Genomic DNA, 25,361 nt, shown 5'->3' with positions numbered 1-25,361 from the left:
ATCACCTTGTGGTCAAGTCGCGTGGGTGGGTGCGGCGTCTCGCGCCCCTTGTGGACGGCGGCGGTCCGTACCCGGTGAGTCCGGCTCGGTACATCCCGTGCACCACTTGGCGGCGCGCGGCTGTTTCCAGCTCATCGCGCAATGCGCCGTCGCGCAGGAGTGCGTCCGGTCCAAGTAGGTCTTCGACGGCAGCAAGGGCACCGGCGAAGTCGCCGTGGTCAAGACGGGCACGAACCTCCACGAGACTTTCCGGGTTCTTGTGTGCCCTGTCGATCGCACGTAGGCATGGCAACGGGTTCCCGCCCAACGCGACCAGCAGCTCCTCGCGGCGGATCTCGTCGGGATCGTGGTCCAGCGGAACGAGCACGCCGTCCACCACACCGATTCGATGCGTGGCGCCACGACACTCGACCAAGTTCCTTGTGCTGTCCGGACTTCGTGACGCAGCCGCGGGTTGGTCCGGTAGAAGTGCCGACGCGACAAGCGGATGCAACCGGTCCGCGTCGATCAGTCCTGCGTCGAGCAGCTCCAAATCGGGCGGAACCCAGGTCGCGGCGTCAGGCAGGATTGGCAACGCACGGTCGTTTCCGCGCAGGGGAGTGGTCGACCCGTCGTCCAGATTCAGTGCTAGGCGGTGCCGTTTATGGAGCCGCACGGTGACGACGCGGTCCGCACGTTCATCCGCGCGCAGCAACAAAGCCGCTTCGGCCATCCACCGGTCGCGACCCCCGGACCGTTCCCGCAGCTCACTGGTCCTGCGCGCGTCCCATAAATGGCGGTGCAGGTCGAGACGGAAACGCCGGTCAGGGTGCGGCCCGGCCCGGTCCCACAGCGCGAGGCTGATCCGTTGACCGGCATCTGCCCACGCAGGCGGCGTCCGTGCCACGAGGTGTACGGCTGGGTAGCGAGCCAAGGTGACGGTGAGGCCAGGCCGTCGGGCCGAATTCTCGGGAAATGCCAGCGAAGCAGGTCCGGAGCCAGTTGACGCAGGTCAGCGCGGACCTGCGCGGCGAACTGCTGGCCATGGGCACGGCCGACAGCACGTAGATCCAGATCCACATCAACCCGCGCGGCAGCACAGGCACCGGACCAGTCACCCACCGCACGGCGGGCGGTCGCGGACTCGATCATCGACGTCGGCACGGCGAATTCGCGCACGTGCGACCAGAAAAGAAGGCGGTCGTTCGCATTCGCGGTCAAGGGGCGCATCAGCACTCACCTTTTGCGAACGGTACCCCCGATCTGCACAAGTAGGTGATCATCACGACAAGCGTACCAGGACAAGTAGCGTTCAGGGATGCGTTACGTACGAATCCATGCGGACGGATCCGGCCGGTCGGAGTTCGAAGACGTTGAAGTCACAGGGAAGCCGGGGATCACGGTCGACGGCGTCCCGCCGTTGCTGCTGTCCGGCCCGTTCCCGGCGGGATCGATCACGTTTGTCGAGCAACCCGCGGACGCGCCGGACTGGGAGCCACACGTGGCGCCGCGCAGGCAGTTCGTCATCGTGCTGACCGGACGCGCGGCGGTTACGGTTTCGGGCGGTGAGCGGCGTGAATTCGGGCCCGGCGACGTGCTCCTGTTCGAGGACACCACAGGCGAAGGACACGTCTCGACACCACTGACCGCCGACCTGTCGTTCGCGATGGTGCCGCTCCTACCGGGTAGCTGAGAACAGCCTCTCCAACGCGCGCAGGAAGCTGCGGCGATCCTGCGGGGACAGCTGTGCGAGCAGCCGTTCCTCGTTGCGCTGGATGTCGGTCTGTGCTGCTCGGCGGAGTTTGTGCCCTTCGGATGTGATCGAGACGAGGTGGACGCGGCGGTCGGTGGGATCCGGCTGCCGGTCGATCAGGCCGCGTCGCTGAAGGTCGTCGAGCACGCTGATGATCCGGGTCTTGTCGGCGCCGATGGACTGGGCGAGCGCGGACTGCGTGCGCACCGGTTGCCCGTCGACGGCGGTGAGGACCACGTAGGCCCACATGGAGAGCCCGTGTTCCTCGAGGATCGGTAGTTCGTCGGCCATCAGGGCACGGCCAAGCGGAACGATCATCGCAGCGAGGTCAGGGCGGTCAGCCATACGCGAAAAATACCACCGAGCTTATCGTAAGCATGTGTATATGATAGGTTCATGCATACGATAGTCGAACTGAACCGGTAGGCCGTCCTTGACAGTATCGAGGTGGTGTCCAAAGTGGCCACCGACGACCTCGACCGTCCGACACCCTGTGCGGGCTGGACCTTGGCCGACCTGCTTGCGCACATGACCGTGCAACACCGCGGTTTTGCTGCTTCGGCCAGGGTTACGGCGACTTGTCGATCTGGCGCGTGCAGCCGCTCGGAGACGATCCGGTCGCCGACTACCGCGCGGCCGCCGATGACGTGCTGGCGGCCTTCGCTGAGAAAGGGGTGCTGGAAAGGGAGTTCGCGCTTCCGGAGCTCGGCGAGATGAAGTTCCCCGCACCCGTCGCGATCGGCTTTCACCTGATCGACTACGTGGCCCACGGATGGGACGTCGCCAAGTCGCTGGGCCTCAACTACGAACTGGACCCCGACCTTGCCGAGGTCGCCCTCAAGATCGCGCTGAAGGTCCCGGTAGGCGAGAGCGGGCTGGGCCCGGAGGCGGCGTTCGGTCCGGTCTTGCCGGTAGCGCCTGGTGCCGGGCCGCTGGAGCAAATCCTTGGCGCCCTTGGCCGTTCGTCAAACACTGAGGGTGCTTTGCCGCTGTGACACGGCAAAGCACCCTCAGTCAGCTGGAAATCAGAACTTCACCAGCGTGCCATCGGCCTTCTGGACGAGCTTGTCACTGGCCGCCTTGCCACTGTCGCCAATCAGCGCGCAGATGTCCTCCTGGAGGGCGCTGATGAGGAAGTCGAGGTGCGGCTGGATCTCCACCGCGTGGAGGGGCGTGGCCACGAAGCCGACCTGGAGGTCGACGCCGGCGACGTTGGCAGGCACGAACAGGGGCGCTCCGACGTCGCGAGCCTCCACCTTACCGCTGACGCCCTCGATCGCCATGCCTTCCTTGACGTCGTCGCCGCCTGGGATCACGTCATTGACAGTGTTGACCTTCGCGGTGGCTTCCTTGAGGTCGCCGCCGTGGCCGTAGCCCCGGACCGTGACCGTGTCGCCGACCTTGGGAAGCCTGCCGGTCGGCATGGCGAAGTCCTTGGAGCTGACACCCTTGTCCAGATAAAGAACCTGGATGTCCGAGAGCTTCCACGTGCTCGGGTCTTCGGGGTCGCCGCTGGTTACCCGGCCGAGGGTTCCGCATCCCGTAGCCTCCTCGCCCTGGCCCAAGCGGGTGTCGCCGACGCGAACGGTCAGATCGCTCGACCTCACCCCCTCCACGTCCGCGAGACAGCGCGATGACGTGATGACACGGCGCTCATCCAGCAACGAGCCACTGCACGCGACTTCGCCCTTGTAGAAGATCTGGACGGTGCCCTTCGTCGCGGTGGCCGCGGTGCCGCCTTCGATGGCTTGCGCGGCAGGCGCCGCGACCGCACCGGTGAAGGCAATCGCCAGAGCCGCGATCGCAGTCGTCCGTACTCCCCTGATCAACATTGTGGAACCCCTTGCTGTGGAGTGATTTACCGCCAGAAGACAACAGGGCGTAGTCGGGTAATCACAACCACTTCGGTGCAGCAGTGCACGAAATGCCACCAACCCCTGCGCGAAGATCGGAAAATTGCTCGATACATTGACCGATCTTCAACGATTCCACGGGTTTCCTATCCTTGAGTCCATGGTGGATGCACTGGGGGACATCGAATGGAAGTCGCTGCGGCACGATCTTGGCCCTGCTGGCGATATTCCGGTATTGCTGCTGGCAGCGCGAACTTCTGATGCGGTGCACCGTGATCTGGAGGATCGGCTGAACTCCAACGAGTTCGAAGTCAGCGAGGCAGCTGCGGCAGCATGGCCATTCGTGCTGGAGCTGGCCGCAAGTCCGGACACACCCAGCCGAGAGTGGTTGCTGGACGGGTTGTACGCAAGCAACGCCGAACTAGGGGCCCGCATCGGAGGGCCGTGGACGCAGGCTTGGGAAGCCGCGAAGCCCGCACTGCTCGCGCTGCTGGACGACCCTTCGCCAGAGATGCGCCGGTCCGCGTTGTTCGTTGTGGGGCAGGGCCGCGGAGACAGCTCGCTGGTGTTGCCCGCGTTGTCGCGGCGATGGTCCGTTGAAACCGATCCGGTGACGCGGTTGTGGATCGTGTATGCCGCCGTGGAGTTCGCCGGGTTTGGCGACGAGGCCACGGTCTCGTGGTTGCAGTCGTTGGTTGTCCCGGATGACGAGCCGGAGGCACGGATGCTGGTGTCCGCGGCGGTACGGCCGGATGCCGCGGTGATCGTCCGTGGGTTGACCGGAAACCTGGGGTTGTTCCTTGCGGCCACCTCGCAAGAGATGGGCTACGACCAAGTCCTGGAACACGTGCTCTGGCTGTTGCGGGACAACGCCTCCGCGCGCATTGCTCTGGGGCTGAAGCTGTTGGAGGAGCCTTCGTGGCGACAGGAGGCGTTGGAAATCCTGCACAGCGAAGGGAAATGAAGGTCTCGTGAGTGGTTTGGCCGGTTAGAACCGGCCAAACCACTCACGAGGGGTGGGTTGCTATTTCAAGAGGAAGGCTCGGTGAACCTTCTGGTCCACCGAGTTTCCTTGAGTGTCGCTCGCGGTTGCCTTGAGGGACACGGTCTTCGCGCCCTTCGGGTGGACGAGCACGGTGAACCATTTGCCGCCGACGGTCAGCAGTCGCGTTGGCTGCCATGGTCCACAGTGATCGGCACGATCGTTGGCACAGCGGCGGATGCACGGTTCTCAGCGTCGAGGGCTGGTGCGAATCGGACCGCGAGTAGTGGCAACAGGTGGTCCGTGTCGCCGGACGTGGTGTCGGACTTGAAGGTCCAGTCTGGCAGGGGAACGACCGACGACCGTGAGGGTGAACAGCATCAACGTTGGCAGGCCGATCAGCACGGCAAGGCCAACGCGTTGCTGGCGTAGGCGACCGCAGTCGGCCACAACCCAGGCGTCCTTCGACACGTCCGCGTACTGCAGGTCATTCTCGACGTGGACACGGTCGGTCACTGTAACGCCGTCAGCCGATTACCGCTTGGAATGAACTAGGCGTCGCGGATCGCCACGATCGTGCCTTGCCGTCGAGTTCCGGGGTCAGTGCGGGCTTCACGGGCGGTCACCGAAAAACCGGCTTCTTCGACCGTGCGGCTCAGCACGTCGATCGGCCAGAAGTACGCGGTGACGACCTTGTGGTCGAATGGCGCGAGTTCCGGGCCTTCGAAGAATCCAAGGAAAAGTCCGCCGCCAGGTTCGACGCATCGGGCGAATTCGGCCAGGATCCCAGGGATTTCCTGTGGTGGCGTATGGATCAGCGAATACCAGGCCAGGATGCCGCTGAGGCTCGCGTCGGCGACATCGAGCGCCTCGGCGCGGCCAAGCTTGAACTCGACGTCCGGATACTGCCGCTGTGCATGGGCGACGAACTCGGGCGTCGGGTCGACGCCTGCGACAAAGAGTCCTTGTTCGTGCAGCCAGTTCGTCCACTGCCCGGGCCCGCAGCCGACGTCCATGATCTGCCCGGTGGCGTGCTTGTGTGCCCAGGCACCGACCAGTTCGCGATCGCGGGCCGCGACCGAGTCGATGGTGCCGAACAGATCGATGTACTCGGCGGCCCGTTGTCCATATGCTTCGACGGTCACGAGGCGCATCGTGTCAGATGCCGCGGTGCCGCTCAGCGGAGTTTCTCGTCCACGAACGCGACCTTGGCCACGGACTGCTGATAGAACCCCAGCGCCGGAACGACGTTCAGATTTCCGAACTCCAGCATGGTTTTCAGCCCGTAGAGCTCAGCGTTCGTCGCCTCGGCTGCCGCCACTTGGCTTGAGTTGTCCTGTGAGCGCACAAGAGCAGCGCAGATCGCGGCAATGATGGACACGGCCAGCGCGAGCAGGCACAAGACCTGCCACACGATCGACTCCGACGGCAAACCCAGTTGGCCCTGCACGGCACTTGCCATCCCCGGACCGCCGATTGCCGGGCCTGCCGTGAAAGCCGCAGCGAGCGCGCTGCTGACCACACTGAACACCGTGAGACGGTTCGTGCGTGGCCGGGCGCGATCAAGGAACTCGTCGATCTCCAGCCTTCTGCGCTGTATCCGTTCGATCAGCTGCTGGCGCTGCTGCTCTTCGTTCATGACTGACCATCGTGGTCCAGCCTGGCTGCGCGGAGCCGGGATCTCTCGCAGATCGGCACAATTTGGCCGACAGTAGGCGGCACTGAGCCTTTTCCAACCTCACTCTGAACAGGTTGGGAGGAGTGCTCATGGCGTTCCGGGACAATGCTCTGAGCGGAGCAGACCGTAGACGAGCACATCGACATACTCGCCGTGTTGGAAGGACCTGCCGTGCATGACCCCTTCCCGGCGGAACCCCAGGCGTTCGAGGGCTTTCTGCTCGCCGAGGTTACCGCCATTGGTGAGGGCTTCGATTCTGTTCGCAGTCGTGCGGCCGAACAGGTAGTCCACGAGCAGCCTCTGCGCCACCGTGCCCACCCCCTGTCTACGATGCTCGGGTAGCACCCCCACGCCGATCTCGTAGGTGACACCCGAAGGGAAGCCGCGGGGCTTCCAGGTGGCGATGCCGATAACCGTGTCGTCGGCCCGCGCGATCGCAACCGCCGCGGACTCGGCGGAGATATACCCGTCGATCTCCCATCGCTTGCGGCGTGCCCTCGGATCACCGAATCCGGGCCACTCGAACTCGCCGAGCGCATCGGGATCCGTGCAGAGGCGGTCGAGAAAGGCGAGGTCGGTCTCGGTGAACGCCCTCAAGTGGACTTTGTCTGGGCGGTTCTCTGGAGTCACGAAGGCAGTATCGCGCCCGGAACATCACCCGTCAGGCAGTGAGCACTTCCCAACCTTGTTGCGACAGGCTGGAGTTTGTCGGTCCCCAGGTGCTGAATGTGGCGAAGCTCCTGATAGAGGAGTTCACGACCAAGATCACTCGCTCGACCAGGAGCTTCGCCATGCTTGTCTACCCATCCGCGATCGACCTGTCCAGTTCGCACCTGCGGTTCCTCGCCGGGCACCTGCAACGGCGTCGCCGCGAACGAGGCACTCGGTGGCGCAGGCTACCGGTGCACCGCCAGGCACTGCTCGTGCTCGCGCACCTGCGCTGCGGGGATACCTACGCACGCCTCGCCGCCAGTTTCGGGATCGGCGTGGCCACTGCCTACCGCTACATCCGCGAAGCAGTCGACCTGCTTGCCGCGCTCGCGCCCAAGTTGGCCGACGCGATCCAGCAGGCTCGGCGGATCGCCTTTGTGATCCTGGACGGCACGCTCCTGCCGATCGACCGGATCGCCGCCGCCCGCCCCTTCTACTCCGGAAAGCACCGCAAACACGGGATGAACGTGCAGGTCCTGGCCGATCCGCTCGGCCGTCTGTTGTGGGCCTCGCCCGCCCTGCCCGGCGCTGTGCACGACATCAAGGCCGCCCGTGCCCACGGGATAATCGAGGCACTGACCGCCGCCGACATCCGCTGCTGGGCTGACAAGGGCTACCGCGGCGCCGGCGGCACCGTGCGTGTGCCCTACCTGGGGGCGGTGGGCGAATCTCTCCGCAGGCCAGCAGGCGGCCAACCGCTCACACACCCGGATCCGGGCCGTAGGGGAGCAGGCCAACGCAGCCCTGAAGGGTTGGCGTCTCCTGCGCAAGCTCCGGTGCAGTACCACCCGGATCACCAGCCTGGTCAAGGCCGTGACGGTCCTTCGCAATGTCACCAGGACGGGAAGTTGAAAAGGGCTCACTGCGTGAATATCGGAGCGAACGCGGCCACAATGTCCGAGTCAGCCGGTTCGGCGGGCATCCGTGATTGGTCACCAAAGACAGTGACTGTCTGTGGGCAGACCGCGCCGCCGAATTCGACCCTGGTGTCGATCACGAGGTTGCCGGTCCGCAACTCGTAGCCTTTGACCGAATACGCCGTCTTGCTGAACGTCACGTTTCGGACCTGGCCGTTTGACAGAATCCGATAGCGACATGTGCGGATCGGTGCGCCAGCCTCGCGTTCGCCGATACAGACGACCAGTGCGGCCTGACTGGTGTCGGCTTGCCAGTCTTGGGGCAGCTTCTTGATGTACCCGTCGTTGAGGTTGTCGGTGTGGTGGATGACTGCGCGATTCGCGGTTCCCTTTGTGTACGCGGGCGCGCCGCTGTACGCGGCTGGCGTCTGGCAGTACTTCGCGCCAAGCGAGGAAACGTGGATCAGTTCAAGGCTCTGCTTGGCTTTGGTGGCGCCTTCCTGAGCCTTGGCGGTGAGTTCGTGGCCGGGATATTGGTCAAGCAATTGCTGATAACGCTCTTTCGCGCCGTTCCAGTCGTTGTTGCGCGCCCGGTCGTCTCCGCAAGCCACGAGTGCCGCCGGTGCGATCCTCGGCACAATATCGGCAGGCCGGTCGAGCAGATTGTTGCTTGCCGGACGTCGCCGCAGCCAATCGGTGATTTCGCTGATACCGCAGGGATCGCGGTCGGAAACACGCTCAGTGAATCCATTGAGGACAGTGCCGACCATCATGTCGTGGCCGGGCAGGTCCGTGCGTATCGCGTCGAGTTCACGGTAAGCGGCTTGCAGGCCACGGGTGTCACTTTCCGAAGTCGCGACTTGCAGAGCCCTGGCCGTTTCGAGCAAGCGAGCGCACGCCGCGGCGGTGTTCTCACTGCGAACAGCCATCGGACCGTCCACGACATAGTGGCCGAACCAGATCCTGTCCAAAGCGGACTGAGCTTTCGGACAGTCTCCGCTGTCGCGTGCCTCGGTGATGTTGTCCTCGATGCTGGCGGCGTCGAACCGTGCATATGCGACGCTTGTCAGCACAGGAACCGCGATGAGCAGGGCGATCACGCGAGGCCACCGCACAGGTGCAGGCCTGCCCGGCTTGCCTGCGAGATACCAGCCGTGCGTGATCAGCGCGGCCCACCACACCACAAACAGAACCTCGAACCATGTTCCAGGGACCGTGACCCCAAGCAGCACCAGAAAAGCGACCGTGACCAGCGTGGTGACGATCGCCCACGCTTTGCGGCCGAGCAAGAGATATCCGACGCCAAGCAGGGAAGCGTTGCCGATTGCGACCGCCAGCCGGTCGTGCCGAAACAGCTCAGGTGTCGGGTAGTCCATGCGCCTATCGTGAGGAGCGGCGGCGGGAGCGGTCCCGAAAATGTCAGACCGATGCGTCATGCTAGGGGCGAGGGGGGCGAATGATGATCAGGACCAAGCGCTGGACCGGCGCCGCAGCGGCCGTGGCATGCCTCGCGGGCGTCGTCGTCCTGGGGATGGGCAACGCCAACCAGGCGCCGCAACTGCGGCTGCACGGCGGCTCGGCCTGGCTGGCGTCCAGCAAGACCGGACAGCTGACGTTGTTGGACGGTGCTTCGGCCGAGGTCGCCGCAAGAGTCCAGGTCGCGCCACCAGGCGCGCCCATCCGTTCCGCACAGCTCGAATCGACCGGCTACGCCCTCAACCAGTGGGACGGATCGGTGGTGCGGGTGGACGGCGCGACCTTGAAACCGTCCACTTCGTCCTGGTCGGCTGACAAGATCTTCCCGACGCCCCATGCCCTCTACGCGCTGGACTCGTCACGCGGCCTGCTCACGCCAACAGACCTGGTCACCATGACGCCTCTGGGCGCGCCGCATTCGTTAGCCACCAAGGCTGATCAGGCCGTAGTGGACGGTGGCGGTCGCCTGTGGATCCTCGATCAGCACACCGGCGAGCTCGTGTGGTTTTCGCAGGATTCCCAGGGTTCTCGGACTAATGCGGGCACGCATCTCACGGTCACGGACGGTCGTCCCGCCGTGCTGGATGTGGCGCGGCGTAAGGCTGAGCTCCTGGATCCGGAAACTGGCACGGTCGTCGAATCGGTCAGGGCGGACGTGCGCGCGGATGACGCTGCGGTCGTATCCGGCTGGTCACGAGGGATCTTGATCTCCACCCGAGGCCTGCTGATGGCCTGCGAGTTCACCGTGTCGTGCAGGAACCCGGTCGCACTCGGTTCGGGCAAAGCGGATCTCGGTGCCGCGGTGGAAGTGGCAGGTCACGCCATCGTGCCGGACTATTCCGCTGGACGAGCGTGGGTCGTCAACCTCGAGACAATGCGTGTTGTCGCTGACCGGAAACTGTTCGACCGTCCAGTGCGCTTCGAGCTGCTGGCACGCGATGGCCTGGTGTTCTACAACGACCCGGACAGCGACGAAGCCGGGGTCTTCGACCTCAACGGAAACGGCCGCGCGGTCTCGAAGTACAACCCGGTCAACCCGGGTTCCGGCATCAACCAGGTTGCCGTGGACGGCCCCGGCCCCGGCAGGCAATCGCCGCCACCTCGTCCGGAGTCCGGCTCGCCCAACGCGCCGGTGCGCGGACCAGGTGCGAACGAACTCGCCCTGGTGGGCGCGCCGATGGCGGACATTGTCTTCAAGCCAGGCAACCGTGGGCTGGTCGGCGACGAGTTCGAACTTGGTGTCGTCGCCAGAAGTTCGATCGGCCTCGCCACCGCCGAATGGTCTTTCGGGGATGGCACGTCGGCAACAGGGCTCGTCGCCCGTCATAGCTGGAAACGTCCCGGTGAGTACCAGGTCAGCGTGGCCACCATGTTGACTGTCGGGCTGCCAGCGCCGGTCGCCACGGCCACCGTCGTCATCGAGCCAGCGGACGCGCCACCTCGGATCGCTGGGTTCCGTGTCGATCCCGAGGCTCCTCGGGCGGGCGAGCCTGTCCTGTTCGGTGCGGAGGTCACTGGCCGAGCGCCTGACCGGTGGGAATGGACTGTCCAGGGGCAACCAGTGTCGTCGGAGCCAGAGTTCCGGCACACGTTCGCGGCTCCGGGGACGTACACGGTCGCTCTCGCCGTGACCGCGGGCGCTGTCCGGGTGCAGGAATCCAAGCAGGTCGTCGTCGCGCCCGCGCCGCCGCGAGTGAAGTGCGGCGATGTCCTCACCGCCAGCGCGGTGCTCACGGGCGACCTCGTGTGCCCGCAGAACGTCGCGTTCCGGATCGCCGCGGACAACGTCACGTTCGACCTGGGCAGCCACACCGTCACCACCGCCAGCCCCAGTAACAGCAGCGTCGGGATCCAAGTGGCTGGAGCCAAGAACGCCACGATCAAGAACGGCAGCGTCACCGGTTTCACCACCGGCATAGCCATGACGGACGTGAACGGTGTGGCCATCCAGAAGATCAGGTCCAAGTCATTCGGCCACGATTCGGCTGGGGACATCGTCGGCACGCGTGCGACCAACGTGAAAGTCACCGACAGCACCACGAGCGGCCCGACCGCGTTTGTATTCAGGGACCGGTCGAATGTCACCTTCAGCAAGGCGACGTTCGAACAATCAGCGGTGTCGCTGTGCAGCGACCACAGCACATGCGCTGTGACAGGCAGCAGCACCGTCAGGATCGATCGGCTCGTCTGCGCCCGCAACGAGGAAGACACGGATTCAGGGTCGTCGATCACCATCCGGGACAGTGCTCTGGACATCGCTGAACTGGGCCACGCCTGCGACGACGTGAAGCTGACGACCAACCAGTCGACCGGCGGAGACATCACCGCGACGAACAACCTCGAACTGGTCGGCAACGTGATGGGGGACCGTCAGGATGATCTTGTGCTGGATTCGCCCGCCGTGCGGACTCCCGGCCGCCTTGTCATACAGGACAACATGTTTTCCGGGTTCGGAGTCGGTCTGCGAATCGGCGAAGGAACCGGCACGATTTCCGGAAACGTGTTCAGTGGCAACGTCGACGCTGGCATATGGCTGGACCCCAGTCCCGGGCAGCTCACCTTCGCCGGCAACACATTCACCGCCAACGGCAGCCTGAAACGGCACGGCGTCCCGGCCGAATATCGCGGCGGCCTCATCGACCCGGAGTTAGGCCGCCAATCGGTGACACTGTCGGACAATCACGCGGTGAACAATCGCGGTTACGGTTTCCGCGTGGCCACTGGCGTACAAGACGGCGGCGGAAATACCTCATCAGGCGACTTACACGCATGCGTCGGCGTCAGTTGCGCGCCGTAGGCCGGTGCGCACGGCTCCACAGGGCTTGCCAACCACCCTTGTCCAGCAGTGCGGCCGGGATAAGCAAGCCGTGTTCAGCGATCCGTTGCCAGAACAGCCCAACCGGCGCGCCGAGTTCAGCGGCAGCGGGCAGTGCGTGCTGCCATGGCCCGTCCGCGTCAGCCAGATCACTTGCTGGAAAGCCAGGCACCGTCCGCTTTCGCTTCTCGGCCACCTGTGCAAGGCCATCCATTGTGGACGGTGAGCAGGTGGTAGCGATCGCAAGAGCGCAGACGAGCCCGGGCGAGGGGTTGCTCGCACCGACCCGCTTGGTCGCCGACAGCCCGAAAAGTGCCACCAGGGTGCTGGTTCGGTCACCGAGTCGATGCGCACCTTCCACACCGAGGACTCTCAGTGCCGCGAGCACCGCATCGCGCCGGTCCCCGTAGGCGCCAGCCAACCGTGCCGAAGTGAACCCGCCGCCGAGATCAACTCCTGCGGCAGCAGCCGTTTCAGTCCCGGCGGCCACTAAAACGATGAGCTGTCTGGTCGCCGCCAGCACCACGTCGGCCTCCGCGTCCGCCGGGCCGACGGCGACTGGGGCGCCAGGTGGGTGGGCGCCCGCTCAATCACTGGCAGGCCGTGACACTTACCTGCCTCCTGAGGCGGGCAGCCAGCAGCGCACCTCAGTTCCCGTTGTGACCCCGAACGCAAGCTGTACTGACATCGCATTCAGCATGACGCACCGCGCCACTTATTTTCCTGTGCGGCGGGTTTGGCGCGGATCTGCGAGAGTTCAATGATGCGACCGATCCTGCTGGCCGCAACCGACCAGGCTGCCACCGATTGGAGTTCAGGTGAAACGTCGGACGAAATTGGCGATCGCCGCTGTCGCTTCCGTCGGGGCCGCCATCGCGGGTGGGCAGTCGTATCTGCGCCGCCAGTTCGAACGGGGAGAGCGGCTCGGCGTCACGCTCTACAGCGAGCCGAACTACCGTGGCAAGAGCCAGACGTTGACCCTGGTCCGCACGCCCGTTTGCGCGCTGAGTGAGACGGGACTGTCTCGCGTCGGCTCCATCAAGGTCCAGCGATTGACCGACGCGATCCGACCGGCCGTGCTCAATGCCGCGCTCGCGGTGGGGTGGGTCCGCTCGTCGTTCGTGTCCGCCATCCGGCGGGAGTTCGGGGATGCGGTCGAAAGTGGTTACAACGCGGCGGGCCTTGCTTTGAGCGCGTTGGATCCTGAGTCGTGGCGTGTTGATCGTGACCTGGCGGACGACCGGCAGTCGTGGGTCCGGTTGTGGGCTGACGAGCCGGTTCACCCAGCGCCACCGCAAGATGATCTTTGGTACGACGTCGTGGCGGACACTCCGGATCTCGGGCCGTGGAGCGCGCGCACCCGCTATCTCGAACTCGGCGTCCGTACCGTCTGATCGCAGCAGTTGGCCTAGTACTTCAGTCGGTATTGGTCACAGTGTGATGGTTTTGCTTGCGCGGCGTCCGCTCGGTGATTAGGTTGCGATTTGAACGAGCCGGGGGGCTCGATGAACCGTGGGGGATCAAGGGTGAGACGTGCCCTAGTTTGTGCTGCCTGCATTGTGGCGTCCTTCTCCGTGGCAGCACCGGTTGTTGCCTATGCGGGACCGTCCGTGACGATCCAGGCGCAACAGCCATCGGACGACTGGATTTGGGTGCGCTATCTGGCGAATGCGCATCCGTACAGCACTGTGCGGACCGCCGCCTGGTCGGCGTTGGTGAGCAGCGATCCTGATACGGCGATCGCTGCGTTCCTGCAGTCTGGGTTCGATTTTGCGGTCGAACGGGCGCAGCAGCGTCGCATTAGCAACATGGACTTCATCCGTCGGGTGTTCGAGACCACCACTGTGGAGTATTCGCCCGAAATCCACAACGAAGCCAAGCGGCTGTTGGGTCCGAATGCGACGGACGCTGAGCGTGAGGCGTTCGTCCGTACGGGTTATGAGGCCGCACGATCACGCGATCGGGTGTATCGCGACGAGATCGGTACGCAGAAGCAAGCACTTGTTCAGCGCGATCGGGATTTTGTCCGGAACCTCGCGTCCAACGATCCGGGTGAGCAGGTCCGGTTGTCCGCTTCGCACGCTTTCCGCGTAGGTGCGACGGATGACGACTTGGTCGAGTTTTTCGCTTATGGCTGGGCAACCGGGTCGCGGTTGGATCTTGAAGTTTTCCGGATGCGGCACGCGAACGACAACATGAAGTGGCGCAGCACGATCACCCGTCTGATCGCCGATGCGGAGGCTGCTGAGAAGGCGGCGCGTGAGGCGTCGGAGGAGACGAAGCAGCAGGCCAAGGATGCTGCGGCGCGTGCGTGGCAGCAGGTGGGTACGCAGACGGAACCGGCTCGGTCGGGGTGGACGCAGGCGCAGGATGTCGCGGTGCGTCAGGCGGAGAACTGGCGGGCTGTGTTGGCCGCGGCGCAGGCTGCGATGGGTCCGAACTGGGAGTCGATCATCGATCCGGCGCGTTCGTCGGAGGCCGCGTGGCTGGCCGAGCGTGACTCGGCGTCGCAGCAGGCCGCGTACTGGAATGCGTTGCTGCAGCAGGCAATTGACGCGGAGCAGCGCGTCAAGAACATCAACTGACCTTTCTCAGCGTTTCGCCGTGCTGGCGATCGCTTTGCCATGCCCAGAAAAGAGAAGGTACCCGAGGTATGCGAAGTGCAACTGTCCACAGTAGACGATTTGCGCGCGGTCTTGTGGCCGCCGCGGTGGTCACCGGCTTGATGGCGCCGGTCGCCGCGCACGCGGCACCGTCCGACATTCCACCAGCGGCGGCCTCGCGCAACTCCGAGGCGACCGCGAACGCGCCAGCGATCCCGCAGATCGCAGCCGACCCCACGGCGACCGCCGTGCCGGAATCCACTGAGGTGGAGAAGGTTCGCGCGGTCCGCGCGATCGAGGTCGGCGAGGCGACCGACGAGTGGTTGATGTTGTCGGACAAGAACTTCGTGTTCCGCGTCTACGACAAGATCAACGCGGACAAGTACCCGTACACCAAGGCCGAGGCCTACCGCGTCTACAAGATCGTGGTGGAGAAGCCGGACGCGCCGGACGCGACCGCGTTCATCAGGACGAACATCCACGACTTCGTGGACCGTGACCATCTGGAATACGCACGTCGTCAGGAAGAGGCCCGCAAGAGCCGCGAAGACCGGCAGAAGGCCGCGGCCTTTGCCGAAATCGCGGCCGACGCGGCGATGCTGGACGGCAACGACCAGAACTTCGTCTACCAGGTGTGGCGTCGTTCGACGGGCCCCAAGGTCAAAGACGGCGCGATGACCGCGTGGGGCGGCGACGCGGCGGCGTGGAAGAAGTTCATCGCCACCGACATCTTCACGCTGCACATCGCCGACCAGCGCGACGCGATCGAGAAGGCCAAGCAGGAAAGCGAAGAAGCCGCCCGCATTCTCGCGGCCAAGCAGGCCAAGAAGAACGCCGCCGCGGTGCTGGGCATTGTCGTGCCGGACGGCTGGCTTGTGCTGTCGGACGACAACTTCATCCGCCAGCTGCTGACCACGCCGGAGCTGGCGAACCCGCGGCACATCGAGGTCCGCAACGCCGCCGAGGCCGCGCTGCGCTCCACCAACCCGGCGGACTGGAAAGCGTTCATCGACACCGGTCTCAAGGCCGCGGACGCGCGGGATGCCAAGCGCGAGCAGGACATCCGCGAGGAAGCCGACCGTAAGAAGGTCCGGGACATCAAGGCCAAGGCCGAAGCCAGCCTGGTCCGCCCGCGCCTGGTCGCCGCGGCCAACGCCGCACTGGCAGGCACCGCGGCAGACGTGACCAAGTTCCTGTCCGAGACCCAGTACAACGTGCTGACTCAGTCGATCATGGCCACCACGGCCGCGACCGCTGCCAAGGGCTGGTACCTGCGTTCCGGCGGCGGCGACGCGGTGATCACGCCAGGCAGCCAGGGCGACACTGTCGCTGACGCGCCTTTGGGCGAGGCCAGCTGGAAGATCGTTCCGGGTCTGGCGGACGAGAACTGCTTCTCCCTCGAGTCCACCACCCACGCGGGTAGCTTCGTGCGCCACCAGGACTACCGGGTGAAGCTGCACGCCAACGACGGCACCGACCTGTTCAAGGGCGACGCCACCTGGTGCGCCAAGCCGGGCCTTGAAGGTGCCGGTATCGCACTGGAAGCCAAGAACGTGCCCGGTCGCTTCATGCGGCACATCAACGGGGAAGTGTGGCTGGCCAACGACAGCGGTCAGTTCGACTGGGACACCCCCACGCTGTTCAAGCCGGACGCCACCTGGGCCGTCGTCGACCCGGACCCGGCCATCTCCACGCACATCCAGCTGCGCTGGCTCAACGACGACGCGCTGCGCGCGTTCGTTGGCACGCCGAAGGCCGCTGAGGTGCTGGTTGACGGCATCCGATACCGCGAGTACGCCAACAACGCCCGCATCTACTGGGGCAAGGACACCGGCGTGCGCAGCGTTTCGGGCGAGGCGCTGACCAAGTTCCTTGCCTCCGGCGGTCACAAGCTGCGGATGCCGATCATCGACACCACCCGCACGCCAGACGGCAAGGGCACGTACACCCACTTCGCCAGCAAGCTGTCGATCTACTGGACCCCGGACACCGGCGCGCACCTGATCTACGGCGCGATCTACGACCGGTGGGCGGCAATGGACTGGGAGCGTTCGTACCTCGGCTACCCGAAGACGGACGAGGAGCAGGTAGGAAACCTGCGCCGGAGCACCTTCCAGGGCGGCTACATCTATCACGACCCAGCGACCGGACGGACCTGGGACACCAGGTTCTGATCGACGAGGTCTGACACAAGGGGCCCGGTACTCGCTCGACGGGTGCCGGGCTCCATTTTTCGATTCCATGGGAGTTACCCAAGAATGAAGCTCTTCCGAAGAGCGCTCACGGCATCGCTGACCGCCGTGGTGTTCGCGGGGCTGATCCAGCCAACGAACGCCGTCGCCGAAGCACCAACCGTGGCGTCATCGTCCACAGAGGATCCACCACCATCCCCCGCCCGCCCAATGCCACCGGATCCGTACAAGGAATGGGACGGCACAGCCGGTGTTCCGGACACCGGTGATCCACGGCTGCGGCAGTTGGTGGCCGACAATGCTGAGCTGGCCGAGGATGTCGAAGTCCGGGACGCTGCCAAGGTCGCGCTGGCCGGTGGTCGCACGGCGATCATGGCTTTCCTCAACACCGGGTTGAAGGAAGCGCAGAAGAAGGCCGCGGATCGTAAGGCTCGGGTCGCGGCGGAGAATCGTGCGGCGATCGAGCCGTTGCGTGGTACGGGTGGTCCGTATCTGCGGGCCGAAGTGGACCGCGTGCTCGCGGGCACCGATCTCGACCGCTTGCAGTTCCTGGCGTATGGCAAGGGAATCGCTGAGCAGCGTGATGCTGCGGCGGTGCAGAGTGGTAAGCAGCGGGCCGATGAGAACCGCGCTCGGGTGACGATGGTTCTGGCCGCGGGTGGGCCGGAGGTCAAGCGTGCCGCGCAGACCGCGTTGGACGCTGGGGATGCGGCGATTGAGCAGTTCCTGGCCACTGGTTACCTTGAGGCGGCTAGGAAGGACGCTGAGGCGCGGGAGAAGTTCCTCGCTGACGAGGAAGCCCGGATCAAGGCCGCCGAAGCGCTCTCCGAGCTAGCCAAGAAATCAGCTCGGGCCAATGAGGCTCGCCGGGTGTTGATGATCCAGCACGGCAACGGTGTTCGTGCGTTGCAGCGCTCGTCGAACGCCTTGATCCTGGCAGGCAACGAAGCCCGCAAGGCCGAGCAGATTCTGGCCGCGAACGACGCGGGCGGGCAGCACCCGGCCGACTCGTTCAACGGCGTGAAGGCGGAAGTCGCCCGCCAGTTGAGCAACGCCCGTGCTGCCGCGGATGACGCGAACCGGGCGGCAGTCCAGGCGCAGGTCCAGGCTGATGTGCTGGTCGAGACGGGTTTGCCGTACGGCGCGCAGTGGGCGCAGATGGCCTTTGGCATGTCACAGGCGGCCAAGGCCGCGGTCTCCGCGGTGGAAACCGCGTCGCACTCGGTCGATGCTGCGGCGTTCACTGACCAGGCCCGCAACGCGCAGGAGCGCACGGAACGGCATGCCGAGCAGGCCCGGAAGTGGCGTGAGACCGCTCAGAAACACGCCGACGCTGCAGCCGATCTGGCTAAGGCAGCTCAGGTGCAGGCGCAAGCGGCCAAGGACGCCGCGGCCCGCACCAAGGCCTCCCGCCAGGCAGCCGAACGTGCCGAGGCCGACGCATGGGCAGCAGCAGAACGAACCCGTCAGCATCGGATCACCGCCGAGCGCGAGGCCGCGACCGCGGCCGCACAGCGCGCGATCGCGCAGCGTGAGGCGGCCAACGCAGCCGCCGCGCGAGGCCGTGCCGAGCAGCAAGCCGCTGTCGCACGCGCGATGCGTGGCGAAGCCGAGACGCAGGCAGGCATTGCCGCAGCGGCTCGGGGCCGGGCTGAAGCGGCGGATGGTGCCGCGGCGACTGCGGAAACCAATGCCCGCAACGAGGAACGCAATGCCGTAGCCAGCCGTGACGCGGCATACCGGGCCGAACGTGACCAGCGTGCGGCTGAGGCACGTGCGGCAGCGATGGAGTCCATGGCCGCGGCGGCTCGTGGCGGCCCTCATGCTGAGGCGGCCCAGAACGAGGCCAACAAGGCATTTGGTGACGCTTTGACTGCGCGTGGTGCCGCTGGTGCGGCCCGTAACGCGGCCAACATCGCTACTGGTGCGGCCGCTGGTGCTCGTGGTGCCGCAACTGAAGCGACGCGTGCCGCGGCACGTGCTCGCGCCGCGGCTCAGGCCGCTCAAGCAGCGGCAGCCCGGGCGAACGCGGCAGCTAACCGTGCGGAAGCCGAAGCGGCAGCGACCCACGCTGCCGCACTCCGGGCCAACTCGGCTGCGTCGGACGCGACGTTCCAGGAAGCCAAGGCCGCCGAAGCGGCACAGAACGCAGTGAACTTGGCCAATCAGGCGGCCTCTGAGGCGATGAACTCGTTGATGGCGGCTGACCGGACGAAGGCCGAAGCCGACGCGGCCGCGCAGGAGGCCGTGTCCGCCGCGACGCAGGCTACGTTGGCTGTCCAGGCGGTGTCGGCGGCGAAGGCGTCGTCGCAGGCGATCACCGAACCCGCGAACACCGCGATCACTGTCGTGGCACCCTTCACTGGTCAGGACATCGACGCCGACTTCGTTGCAAGGGTCGCCGAGCAGGCCCGCGCGGTCGGCGCCGAGCAGGCAGCCGCGGCCGAACGCCGTGCCGCGGAAGCACTCGAAGCAGCCCGTCTGGCACAGGAAGCCGCCAGCCGGGCCAAGGAGGAAGTCAAACCCGCCTACGACGCAGCTGCCGCGGCGGCGAAGTCCTCAGCCGCAGCGGCACAATCCGCCGCCGAAGCCCAAAGAGCCGCCGCGGATGCAGCAGCCGACGGCGCCGCGGCACGGGCAGCCGCCGCACGCGCCAACCAGGCCGACGCCCAAGCCCGTGAAGACGCCCGTAAAGCACGCAACGCGGCCAACGCGGCGGCCAACGACGCCCGGATCGCCGGACGGTCCGCATCCGCGGCCGAAGCCGACGCGGCAGCAGCACGTTCGGCCGCCAGCCGGGCCGAAGCCGACGCAGCGGCAGCACGAGGAGCCGCTGACCGGGCCGAGGTCGACGCGACCGCGGCAGCAGCCGCGGCCGACAGCGCGCAAAAGCACGCCGACGGAGCCGCTGAAGCAGCCAAGAACGCCTATAACGCCGCTGTCGACGCAGGAAAAGCCGCCGACCGCGCCGAAGAGGCTGCCCGCAGGGCCGAAGCGGAGAGGCGAGGGCAGCAGGTCGATCAAGAGGCGCCGAAGGGGCTCACCGACGCTGAGCTGAATGACCTGTTCGAGGAGGGCGGTCCTGAGCTGGTCGATGAGTATCGCAAGGCGTATCAGGATGCGAAGAAGAGCGTCATCGACTACATCCTCGAAGTCGGTGGCCAGGTTCTGCTCGACGTCATCGGCTACACCGACGCCAAGAAGTGCTTCACCGAGGGTGACGTCGCGGCTTGCCTGTGGACTGTGGTCAATGTCGGTTCATTGCTGATGCTGATCGCGAAGCTGCCAGCGGTCAGTGGCGCGATCGCCAGAGTGGTCAGTGGGCTCACCAAGTTCCTCGAATCGACTGCCGCGGGCCGAAAACTGCTCGACAAGGTCGGCGACTTCCTTACGAAGACGAAGACGTGCCGGATCGGCAACAGCTTCACGCCGGACACCCCGGTACTGATGGCGGACGGGTCCCATAAACCGATCGAGGACGTCCTGATCGGTGATCAGGTTGTCGCGACTGATCCGGTCACCAACACGACCGCGGCTCGTGCGGTCACCCGGGTGATTGTCGGTGAGGGCAGCAAGAACCTTGTTCGCGTCACCGTCGACAAGGCCGGAACCATTGAGACGACCGATGGTCATCCGTTCTGGCTCGATGTTCGAGGACGTTGGCTGGAAGCCAAGGACCTCGCACCCGGCGATGTTCTGCGATTCGCGGACGGCCGCCGAGGCGCCGTCACGGCCGTGCGGAAACACACTGAGGTTCGTAAGGTCTTCAACCTCACTGTCGCCGATATTCGCACCTTCTACGTCACAGCCAAGCTGGCGAACGGCCAAGTATGGCGCGACATTCTGGTGCACAACACAGGTGGCTGTGGTGGTGACCAGTGGACCAGCGATTTCAACCTGGACGAGCATTACAACAAGCATGGCCGTGACATGGGGTTCTACCTGAAAGAGGACTACCAGAAAGCGGCACAGCAATTCCTGTGCACCTGTCGGGGTAGGCCGTCTACCATGAAAATCAAGCAGAACGGTACGACCAAGTACTATTACGACACCGCGACCGGAGAGTACGGCATGACTGGACAAAAGGGGATTATCACCTACTTCGAGCCCGACGACGGCCTTGCGTACTTCGACCGGCAGCCGGGGTTTGAAATCTAGGATGTTCCCTTGTCCGTGTTGTGGATATCTGGTTCATGACGAACCGGCGGGTTCGCATGCCATCTGCCCGATCTGTTACTGGGAAGATGATCTGGTGCAATTGCGGTGGCCCGCATATCGCGGGGGTGCCAACAAGGCGTCACTCGTCGATGCCCAGCAGAACTACGCCGATTCGGGTGCGAGCGAGCTTCAGTTCAAGGATCTTGTTCGCGCCCCACAAGAGAATGAGCGGCGGGACGAGGGATGGCATGTGATAGGTCACATGACTGAACTCTTCGAGCCGACGGGCGATACGACGGAGCCATGGCCGGATGACCGCGCCACGCTCTATTGGTGGCGCCCAACATTCTGGCGAAGGAAGTAACACAATGTGCTGGTGGCGAGTCGGTGACTCGCCACCAGCACTCGACTATCTACTATGGACGGCTGGACTGGCTGGTGAACCGGCCGACGCTGGGTTCGTAGAGGAACTGGACCCCGCCATTCGCGTTACGCCATGTGAAGATCGGCGATCCGTTGCTGAGCAACAGCCCGGTGGGATCGGTGACCGCTTCGTCGACGTTGTGGACCTGCCACTCCCGGAACGCACCTGCGGGCGCGACCTGGCTGGTGACGTGGACGAGGTTGTTCGTGGCGCGGACAGTCACATCGGCGATGTCGGATGGACGCACAACCACCGCGGGGGAACCGACCGCGGAGATGGCAGCAGTCGGTTGCCACTCCCCGGAAAAGACGTTGTTCGACTCGCGCTGGGTGACGATCGCCCCATCGAAAGTCCGGACGGCCACCCGTAGGTCGCCGTTGGGGTGGACGGCAACGGCAGGCCGATCGACCGCGCCGGTACCGACAATCCGCCACGCGCTGAGCTTGTTCGCGGCGAACGTCGCTGCCAGAACGATTCCGTCGACTCTGCGGGTCACGAAGTCGGCGTCAGTTCCGTTGCGCACTGCGGTGAACTCGGGCGTGACCGCGCCGATCGGGGAGATCTGCTGCCATGCCGTGTAGTCGGTGGATGGCGAAGACTGCGTGCGACGCCACAGCGCGCCGCTCACGTCGACGGCGTACATCGTCAATGCCTTGTTCGGCTCAGGGATGACGACCGGATCGCCGACCATATATCCACTGTGGACACTGTCGGGAGCGGTCGGCCCCCAGTCGCCGTTCGTTGTCTGCTGAAGCTTGCCGCGGAAGGTGGCGTCGTCGTAGCTGTTGGCGACGACGTCGAACCTGCCGTCAGCGCGCACGCCGACCCCGGGCTTGCCGGTGGACTGCCGGTAGTTCGCGATCACCGTGTACTGGAGGTTCGAGAAGTCGGGGCCGGTCTGCTTGCCAGCGGTCAGCGCGCCTTCCGAGTTGACGTAGAAGACCGTCACTTTGCCGTCGGTGCCTTGGATCGCTGTGTTCGGTGCGTCGTACTGTCGCGGGATCCCGGGGGCTTCAGGGCGGGGGTACCCGGTGACCCAGCAGCCCTTGGGGTCGCCGACGATGTCGATCTCGTCGTGCCAGCTGGTGCCGATGGCGGTCGGCGCCTTCCATGTGTTGGAAGTCTCGAGGTAGCGGGTCCAGTTCAGCACTCCGGCCGCGTCGACCGTGTAGAGCACGTCGCCGCCGACCGAGGTCACCTTCTTGAACTTGCCCCACCCGGTGGCGACGCGAAGGCCGTACTGGGTGAACCGGTCGGAAGCCGAATCCCAGCGGAAGCGGAACAGTTCGCCGTTGGGCTTGCGCGCGTACAGCACACCGTCACCAGCCGCGACGATCAGGTCGTACTGGCCCCACCCGGTGTCGAGCGCCCTGCCGTTGGAGAACGAGCCGTTGTTGACGTCATCGCGCCAGGTGTAGGCGCGCAGCCAGCCGTCGGCCGCGATCGTGAAGATCCTGCCGTTCTCGTCCACCGTGATCTTGTTCCGGTGGTCGGGGTCGGTGAAGCGTTGCCAGCCAGTGCCGACATCCCGGTACTGCAGACCGTTCCACTCGTCCCAACCCCTGCCGTTCCAGCGGTACCGGCGGAGCTTCCCGTCCGTGTGCACCTGGAACATCACGCCGTCGGGACCGGCGAGCGTCCGCACCCCGTGCCAGCCCGAGCCGATCACCCGGACCTCGCCGTACTTGTTCTGCCCGGTCTCGGGTTCCTCGTGCGGGTAGACCGCGAGCGCGCCCTTGGGGTCGCCGCCGGTCGGAATCTCCGGGCGGACGCCGAATATGTTGGCGGCGGTCTTGCACGTGAGCACGGGCTCGGCCTGCGCCGGTGCGGCCAGTACTGGCGTGGTCTGGACGGCGGATGCGGTTATCAGCGCTACCGCGGCCAATCCCGATCTGCGAAATAAGGCGCCACGACTTCGCATTGTGAAATCCCCTCTTGCCTGAGAAGCTGAATCGGCGTGCGGATATTATCCGAGACTTCTCCGGAAAGGTAGAGTCAGTCTTCGCAGCTCAGACCCTATGTTCTGCTCTTTTGGCCGACCGGAAGAAAACCGCAAGAATGGCCTGAAATAATGGTCTTGCATCCCCGTGTTCTTTGTTTCGCGTGCACTTCGGCTTTGGTGTGCGGCCGGAATTTCGGCTGGCGCGAGCAGTCACAGCGGCACGACGGGAGAAACCGGGCCCGACCTGTCATCTGGCATCGGTTCCCATACCGCTACTCGCGCGATCATGAGCCGGGGTGGCCGCTGACCATTCCGGCTGTGCTGAACTTCCTGCACGTTGGGGCAATGCCCTGGCGCGCATGCGAAATGCCGTTACGGTCGGCGTATGGGCACTTGGGACGCGATCATTGTCGGCAGTGGACACAACGCTCTGGTCGCGGGCGCACTGCTGGCGCGCGACGGGTGGAGCGTGCTCGTGCTGGAGGAGCAAGACCGCGCCGGTGGGTTGGTCCGCACCGACGAACTCACGCTCCCTGGGTTCCACCACGACACCTATTCCTCCGCGCATCCGTTGTTCACGGGAGGGCCCGCGTTTGCTGAGCTAGGGCCGGAATTGACTGAGCTTGGCCTGGAGTACCTGCAGCCTCGCTATTGGACAGGCGTGTCGATGCCCGGCCAGGGCACTGCCGTGCTGTCACGGGATCTCGACGAGACGCTTGCCGAGGCCGAACGGCTCGCGCCCGGTGATGGCGCCAAGTTTTCCCAGTTGCTCAAGGACTTCGAGCCGTACATAGGGCCAGTGTTCGAGCTCATGGGCTCCGACCTGGCGACCAAATCCCGTGAGATTCATGATCTGTTCCACGAGAAGGACGGCCGGTTCTCCGAGTTCGCCCATCTTTTCACGCGTACCGCAAGGGATTTGCTGACCGACACGTTCACCTCGCCCGTGCTGCGCGGCACGCTCGCGCCCTGGGCATTGCATCTCGGTCGCGGCCCAGAAGACGTGAACAGCGCGCTGTGGGTGATCCTGGTGCAGGTCGCGTTGGGCGCGGCTGGGATGCCGACGCCCAAAGGCGGCAGCGGGCAACTCGCGACGACCCTCACCAAGCTCATTGAGAAGCACGGCGGCAGCGTCCAAACAGGACAACGTGTCGACCGGATCCTGGTGGAAGACGGGCGGGCTAGGGGAGTGCGAGCTGGCGGCGAGAAGCATCGCGCCCGCCGGGCGGTGATCGCTTCGGTCAACCCCGACCAGTTGTACCTTGAGCTGCTGGAGTCGGTGCCCGACAACCTCCGCCGTCAGGCCGGCAAGTACCGCTACGGCAGGGGTTGCTTTCAGATTCACGTGGCCATGTCCGAGCCGCCACGGTTCGCCGACGAGCGGCTCATGCACACTGGCCAACCACATCTGAGTGGGGGACTGGACGCACTGTCCCGTTCGGTCAACGAGGTCGCGCGTGGGCTGCTTCCGGTCGAGCCGACGATCAGCTTCGACGCTCCTTCCACTGTGGACCCGAGACGGTGCCCACCTGGCAAAGCCGTTGCGCGGCTGCAGATCCTTGACGTACCGACGAATCCGACCGGCGATGCCGCTGGGTCGATCGAAGTCGACGGCTGGACTGAGGACGTCAAAAGGCTTTCGCCGACCGTGTCCTCGAAGTCGCCGGGCGGAGCGTGCTGAACCTGCCGGACGCGATCATCGCCATGCACGTCATCAGCCCAGTCGAACTGACCAGAGCCAACCGCAACACCGGCCCCGGCGATCCCTTCGGTGGCAGCCACGACCTGTCGCAGAGCTACGTGTTCCGGCCATTGCCCGCGCAGCCCTCACATCGGACAGCCATCCGTAGATTGTGGACATTGGGCGCTGCGACATGGCCCGGACACGGCGTCAACGGTGCCTCTGGTTACATAGTGGCGAAGACGCTCATGCGTTAG

21 protein-coding genes and 2 pseudogenes are annotated in these 25,361 nt (G+C 65.2%); 14 read left to right on the top strand and 9 right to left on the bottom strand.

The window, feature by feature from the left end:
• Nucleotide 1 precedes the first annotated feature (1 nt).
• Nucleotides 2-886, bottom strand: a complete 885-nt coding sequence (locus tag LWC34_RS35825; RefSeq protein WP_233729680.1) for a hypothetical protein — start codon at nucleotides 884-886, stop codon at nucleotides 2-4.
• Between the two features lie 411 nt (nucleotides 887-1,297).
• On the opposite strand from LWC34_RS35825, the gene LWC34_RS35820 reads away from it, so the two are divergent.
• On the top strand, nucleotides 1,298-1,672 hold the full coding sequence (locus LWC34_RS35820; protein ID WP_233729679.1) for a cupin domain-containing protein: 375 nt from the start codon (nucleotides 1,298-1,300) through the stop codon (nucleotides 1,670-1,672).
• On the opposite strand, the gene LWC34_RS35815 is transcribed toward LWC34_RS35820, so the two are convergent.
• On the bottom strand, nucleotides 1,658-2,077 hold the full coding sequence (locus tag LWC34_RS35815; RefSeq protein ID WP_233729678.1) for a MarR family winged helix-turn-helix transcriptional regulator: 420 nt from the start codon (nucleotides 2,075-2,077) through the stop codon (nucleotides 1,658-1,660). The two genes, LWC34_RS35820 and LWC34_RS35815, sit on opposite strands and share 15 nt — an antisense overlap.
• A 102-nt stretch (nucleotides 2,078-2,179) precedes the next feature.
• On the opposite strand from LWC34_RS35815, the pseudogene LWC34_RS59035 reads away from it, so the two are divergent.
• Both LWC34_RS59035 and LWC34_RS35810 read left to right on the top strand, forming a co-directional pair.
• Nucleotides 2,180-2,290: pseudogene (locus tag LWC34_RS59035) on the top strand (maleylpyruvate isomerase N-terminal domain-containing protein); the annotation flags it as partial.
• Between the two features lie 20 nt (nucleotides 2,291-2,310).
• Nucleotides 2,311-2,727 carry a TIGR03086 family metal-binding protein gene (locus LWC34_RS35810; RefSeq protein WP_233729677.1) on the top strand — a complete coding sequence of 139 codons (417 nt, stop codon included), beginning with the start codon at nucleotides 2,311-2,313 and terminating at the stop codon, nucleotides 2,725-2,727.
• A gap of 30 nt (nucleotides 2,728-2,757) precedes the next feature.
• On the opposite strand, the gene LWC34_RS35805 is transcribed toward LWC34_RS35810, so the two are convergent.
• Nucleotides 2,758-3,564 carry a trypsin-like serine protease gene (locus LWC34_RS35805; protein WP_233729676.1) on the bottom strand — a complete coding sequence of 269 codons (807 nt, stop codon included), beginning with the start codon at nucleotides 3,562-3,564 and terminating at the stop codon, nucleotides 2,758-2,760.
• 181 nt (nucleotides 3,565-3,745) lie between these two features.
• Between LWC34_RS35805 and LWC34_RS35800 the strand changes: the two genes are divergently transcribed.
• Nucleotides 3,746-4,549, top strand: coding sequence for a HEAT repeat domain-containing protein (locus LWC34_RS35800; RefSeq protein WP_233729675.1), 804 nt, complete (start codon nucleotides 3,746-3,748; stop codon nucleotides 4,547-4,549).
• Nucleotides 4,550-4,630: 81 nt separating this feature from the next.
• The gene (locus LWC34_RS35795) at nucleotides 4,631-4,999 is read left to right on the top strand and encodes a hypothetical protein (protein ID WP_233729674.1); all 369 of its coding nucleotides are present in this window, start codon (nucleotides 4,631-4,633) and stop codon (nucleotides 4,997-4,999) included.
• Nucleotides 5,000-5,118: 119 nt separating this feature from the next.
• On the opposite strand, the gene LWC34_RS35790 is transcribed toward LWC34_RS35795, so the two are convergent.
• From LWC34_RS35790 to LWC34_RS35780, 3 genes are all read right to left on the bottom strand, one after another.
• Nucleotides 5,119-5,712, bottom strand: coding sequence for a class I SAM-dependent methyltransferase (locus LWC34_RS35790; protein WP_233729673.1), 594 nt, complete (start codon nucleotides 5,710-5,712; stop codon nucleotides 5,119-5,121).
• Nucleotides 5,713-5,744: 32 nt separating this feature from the next.
• Nucleotides 5,745-6,206, bottom strand: coding sequence for a hypothetical protein (locus LWC34_RS35785; protein ID WP_233729672.1), 462 nt, complete (start codon nucleotides 6,204-6,206; stop codon nucleotides 5,745-5,747).
• 126 nt (nucleotides 6,207-6,332) lie between these two features.
• Nucleotides 6,333-6,875 (bottom strand): GNAT family N-acetyltransferase, encoded by a 543-nt coding sequence (locus tag LWC34_RS35780; RefSeq protein WP_233729671.1) that lies wholly within the window; start codon nucleotides 6,873-6,875, stop codon nucleotides 6,333-6,335.
• 161 nt (nucleotides 6,876-7,036) lie between these two features.
• On the opposite strand from LWC34_RS35780, the pseudogene LWC34_RS35775 reads away from it, so the two are divergent.
• Nucleotides 7,037-7,808, top strand: a pseudogene (locus tag LWC34_RS35775) (transposase family protein).
• A gap of 7 nt (nucleotides 7,809-7,815) precedes the next feature.
• Here the strand turns inward: LWC34_RS35775 and LWC34_RS35770 are convergent.
• Nucleotides 7,816-9,189: a tol-pal system YbgF family protein gene (locus LWC34_RS35770; protein WP_233729670.1), complete on the bottom strand. Its 1,374-nt coding sequence runs from the start codon at nucleotides 9,187-9,189 to the stop codon at nucleotides 7,816-7,818.
• Between the two features lie 80 nt (nucleotides 9,190-9,269).
• Here LWC34_RS35770 and LWC34_RS35765 point away from each other — a divergent pair, with 80 nt between their 5' ends.
• Nucleotides 9,270-12,086 (top strand): PKD domain-containing protein, encoded by a 2,817-nt coding sequence (locus tag LWC34_RS35765; RefSeq protein ID WP_233729669.1) that lies wholly within the window; start codon nucleotides 9,270-9,272, stop codon nucleotides 12,084-12,086.
• Here LWC34_RS35765 and LWC34_RS35760 read toward each other — a convergent pair.
• On the bottom strand, nucleotides 12,070-12,630 hold the full coding sequence (locus LWC34_RS35760; protein WP_233729668.1) for a hypothetical protein: 561 nt from the start codon (nucleotides 12,628-12,630) through the stop codon (nucleotides 12,070-12,072). The genes LWC34_RS35765 and LWC34_RS35760 overlap by 17 nt on opposite strands.
• A 292-nt stretch (nucleotides 12,631-12,922) precedes the next feature.
• Between LWC34_RS35760 and LWC34_RS35755 the strand changes: the two genes are divergently transcribed.
• The 5 genes from LWC34_RS35755 (at nucleotide 12,923) to LWC34_RS35735 (ending at nucleotide 21,421) form a co-directional block, all read left to right on the top strand.
• The gene (locus LWC34_RS35755) at nucleotides 12,923-13,498 is read left to right on the top strand and encodes a beta/gamma crystallin family protein (protein WP_233729667.1); all 576 of its coding nucleotides are present in this window, start codon (nucleotides 12,923-12,925) and stop codon (nucleotides 13,496-13,498) included.
• A gap of 216 nt (nucleotides 13,499-13,714) precedes the next feature.
• A complete protein-coding gene (locus LWC34_RS35750) occupies nucleotides 13,715-14,689 on the top strand; it encodes a hypothetical protein (RefSeq protein WP_233729666.1) in 975 nt (324 codons plus the stop codon).
• A gap of 68 nt (nucleotides 14,690-14,757) precedes the next feature.
• Entirely contained in the window at nucleotides 14,758-16,881 is a 2,124-nt protein-coding gene (locus LWC34_RS35745) for an AbfB domain-containing protein (protein WP_233729665.1), read from the top strand.
• A gap of 84 nt (nucleotides 16,882-16,965) precedes the next feature.
• A complete protein-coding gene (locus LWC34_RS35740) occupies nucleotides 16,966-21,057 on the top strand; it encodes a polymorphic toxin-type HINT domain-containing protein (RefSeq protein ID WP_233729664.1) in 4,092 nt (1,363 codons plus the stop codon).
• A gap of 1 nt (nucleotide 21,058) precedes the next feature.
• Nucleotides 21,059-21,421, top strand: coding sequence for a CPCC family cysteine-rich protein (locus LWC34_RS35735; RefSeq protein ID WP_233729663.1), 363 nt, complete (start codon nucleotides 21,059-21,061; stop codon nucleotides 21,419-21,421).
• A 52-nt stretch (nucleotides 21,422-21,473) separates the two neighbouring features.
• Here LWC34_RS35735 and LWC34_RS35730 read toward each other — a convergent pair whose 3' ends face one another.
• On the bottom strand, nucleotides 21,474-23,402 hold the full coding sequence (locus tag LWC34_RS35730) for a tachylectin-related carbohydrate-binding protein (protein ID WP_233729662.1): 1,929 nt from the start codon (nucleotides 23,400-23,402) through the stop codon (nucleotides 21,474-21,476).
• Nucleotides 23,403-23,808: 406 nt separating this feature from the next.
• On the opposite strand from LWC34_RS35730, the gene LWC34_RS35725 reads away from it, so the two are divergent.
• Both LWC34_RS35725 and LWC34_RS35720 read left to right on the top strand, forming a co-directional pair.
• On the top strand, nucleotides 23,809-25,104 hold the full coding sequence (locus LWC34_RS35725; protein WP_233729661.1) for a phytoene desaturase family protein: 1,296 nt from the start codon (nucleotides 23,809-23,811) through the stop codon (nucleotides 25,102-25,104).
• Nucleotides 25,098-25,361, top strand: a complete 264-nt coding sequence (locus LWC34_RS35720) for a hypothetical protein (RefSeq protein ID WP_233729660.1) — start codon at nucleotides 25,098-25,100, stop codon at nucleotides 25,359-25,361. The genes LWC34_RS35725 and LWC34_RS35720 overlap by 7 nt, the downstream gene beginning before the upstream one ends.

This window comes from Kibdelosporangium philippinense, from assembly GCF_021390435.2.
In the GTDB taxonomy this organism is placed as follows: domain Bacteria; phylum Actinomycetota; class Actinomycetes; order Mycobacteriales; family Pseudonocardiaceae; genus Kibdelosporangium; species Kibdelosporangium philippinense.
Note: the sequence above shows the minus strand (reverse complement) of the source record. Positions and strands in the feature narration are given on the sequence as shown.

Coding starts and splice junctions, on each gene's coding strand:
- LWC34_RS35820 (WP_233729679.1), top strand. CDS start 1,298: ATGCGTTACGTACGAATCCATGCGGACGGATCCGGCCGGTCGGAGTTC.
- LWC34_RS35815 (WP_233729678.1), bottom strand. CDS start 2,077: ATGGCTGACCGCCCTGACCTCGCTGCGATGATCGTTCCGCTTGGCCGT.
- LWC34_RS35805 (WP_233729676.1), bottom strand. CDS start 3,564: ATGTTGATCAGGGGAGTACGGACGACTGCGATCGCGGCTCTGGCGATT.
- LWC34_RS35800 (WP_233729675.1), top strand. CDS start 3,746: ATGGTGGATGCACTGGGGGACATCGAATGGAAGTCGCTGCGGCACGAT.
- LWC34_RS35785 (WP_233729672.1), bottom strand. CDS start 6,206: ATGAACGAAGAGCAGCAGCGCCAGCAGCTGATCGAACGGATACAGCGC.
- LWC34_RS35770 (WP_233729670.1), bottom strand. CDS start 9,189: ATGGACTACCCGACACCTGAGCTGTTTCGGCACGACCGGCTGGCGGTC.
- LWC34_RS35765 (WP_233729669.1), top strand. CDS start 9,270: ATGATGATCAGGACCAAGCGCTGGACCGGCGCCGCAGCGGCCGTGGCA.
- LWC34_RS35745 (WP_233729665.1), top strand. CDS start 14,758: ATGCGAAGTGCAACTGTCCACAGTAGACGATTTGCGCGCGGTCTTGTG.
- LWC34_RS35740 (WP_233729664.1), top strand. CDS start 16,966: ATGAAGCTCTTCCGAAGAGCGCTCACGGCATCGCTGACCGCCGTGGTG.
- LWC34_RS35735 (WP_233729663.1), top strand. CDS start 21,059: ATGTTCCCTTGTCCGTGTTGTGGATATCTGGTTCATGACGAACCGGCG.
- LWC34_RS35730 (WP_233729662.1), bottom strand. CDS start 23,402: ATGCGAAGTCGTGGCGCCTTATTTCGCAGATCGGGATTGGCCGCGGTA.
- LWC34_RS35725 (WP_233729661.1), top strand. CDS start 23,809: ATGGGCACTTGGGACGCGATCATTGTCGGCAGTGGACACAACGCTCTG.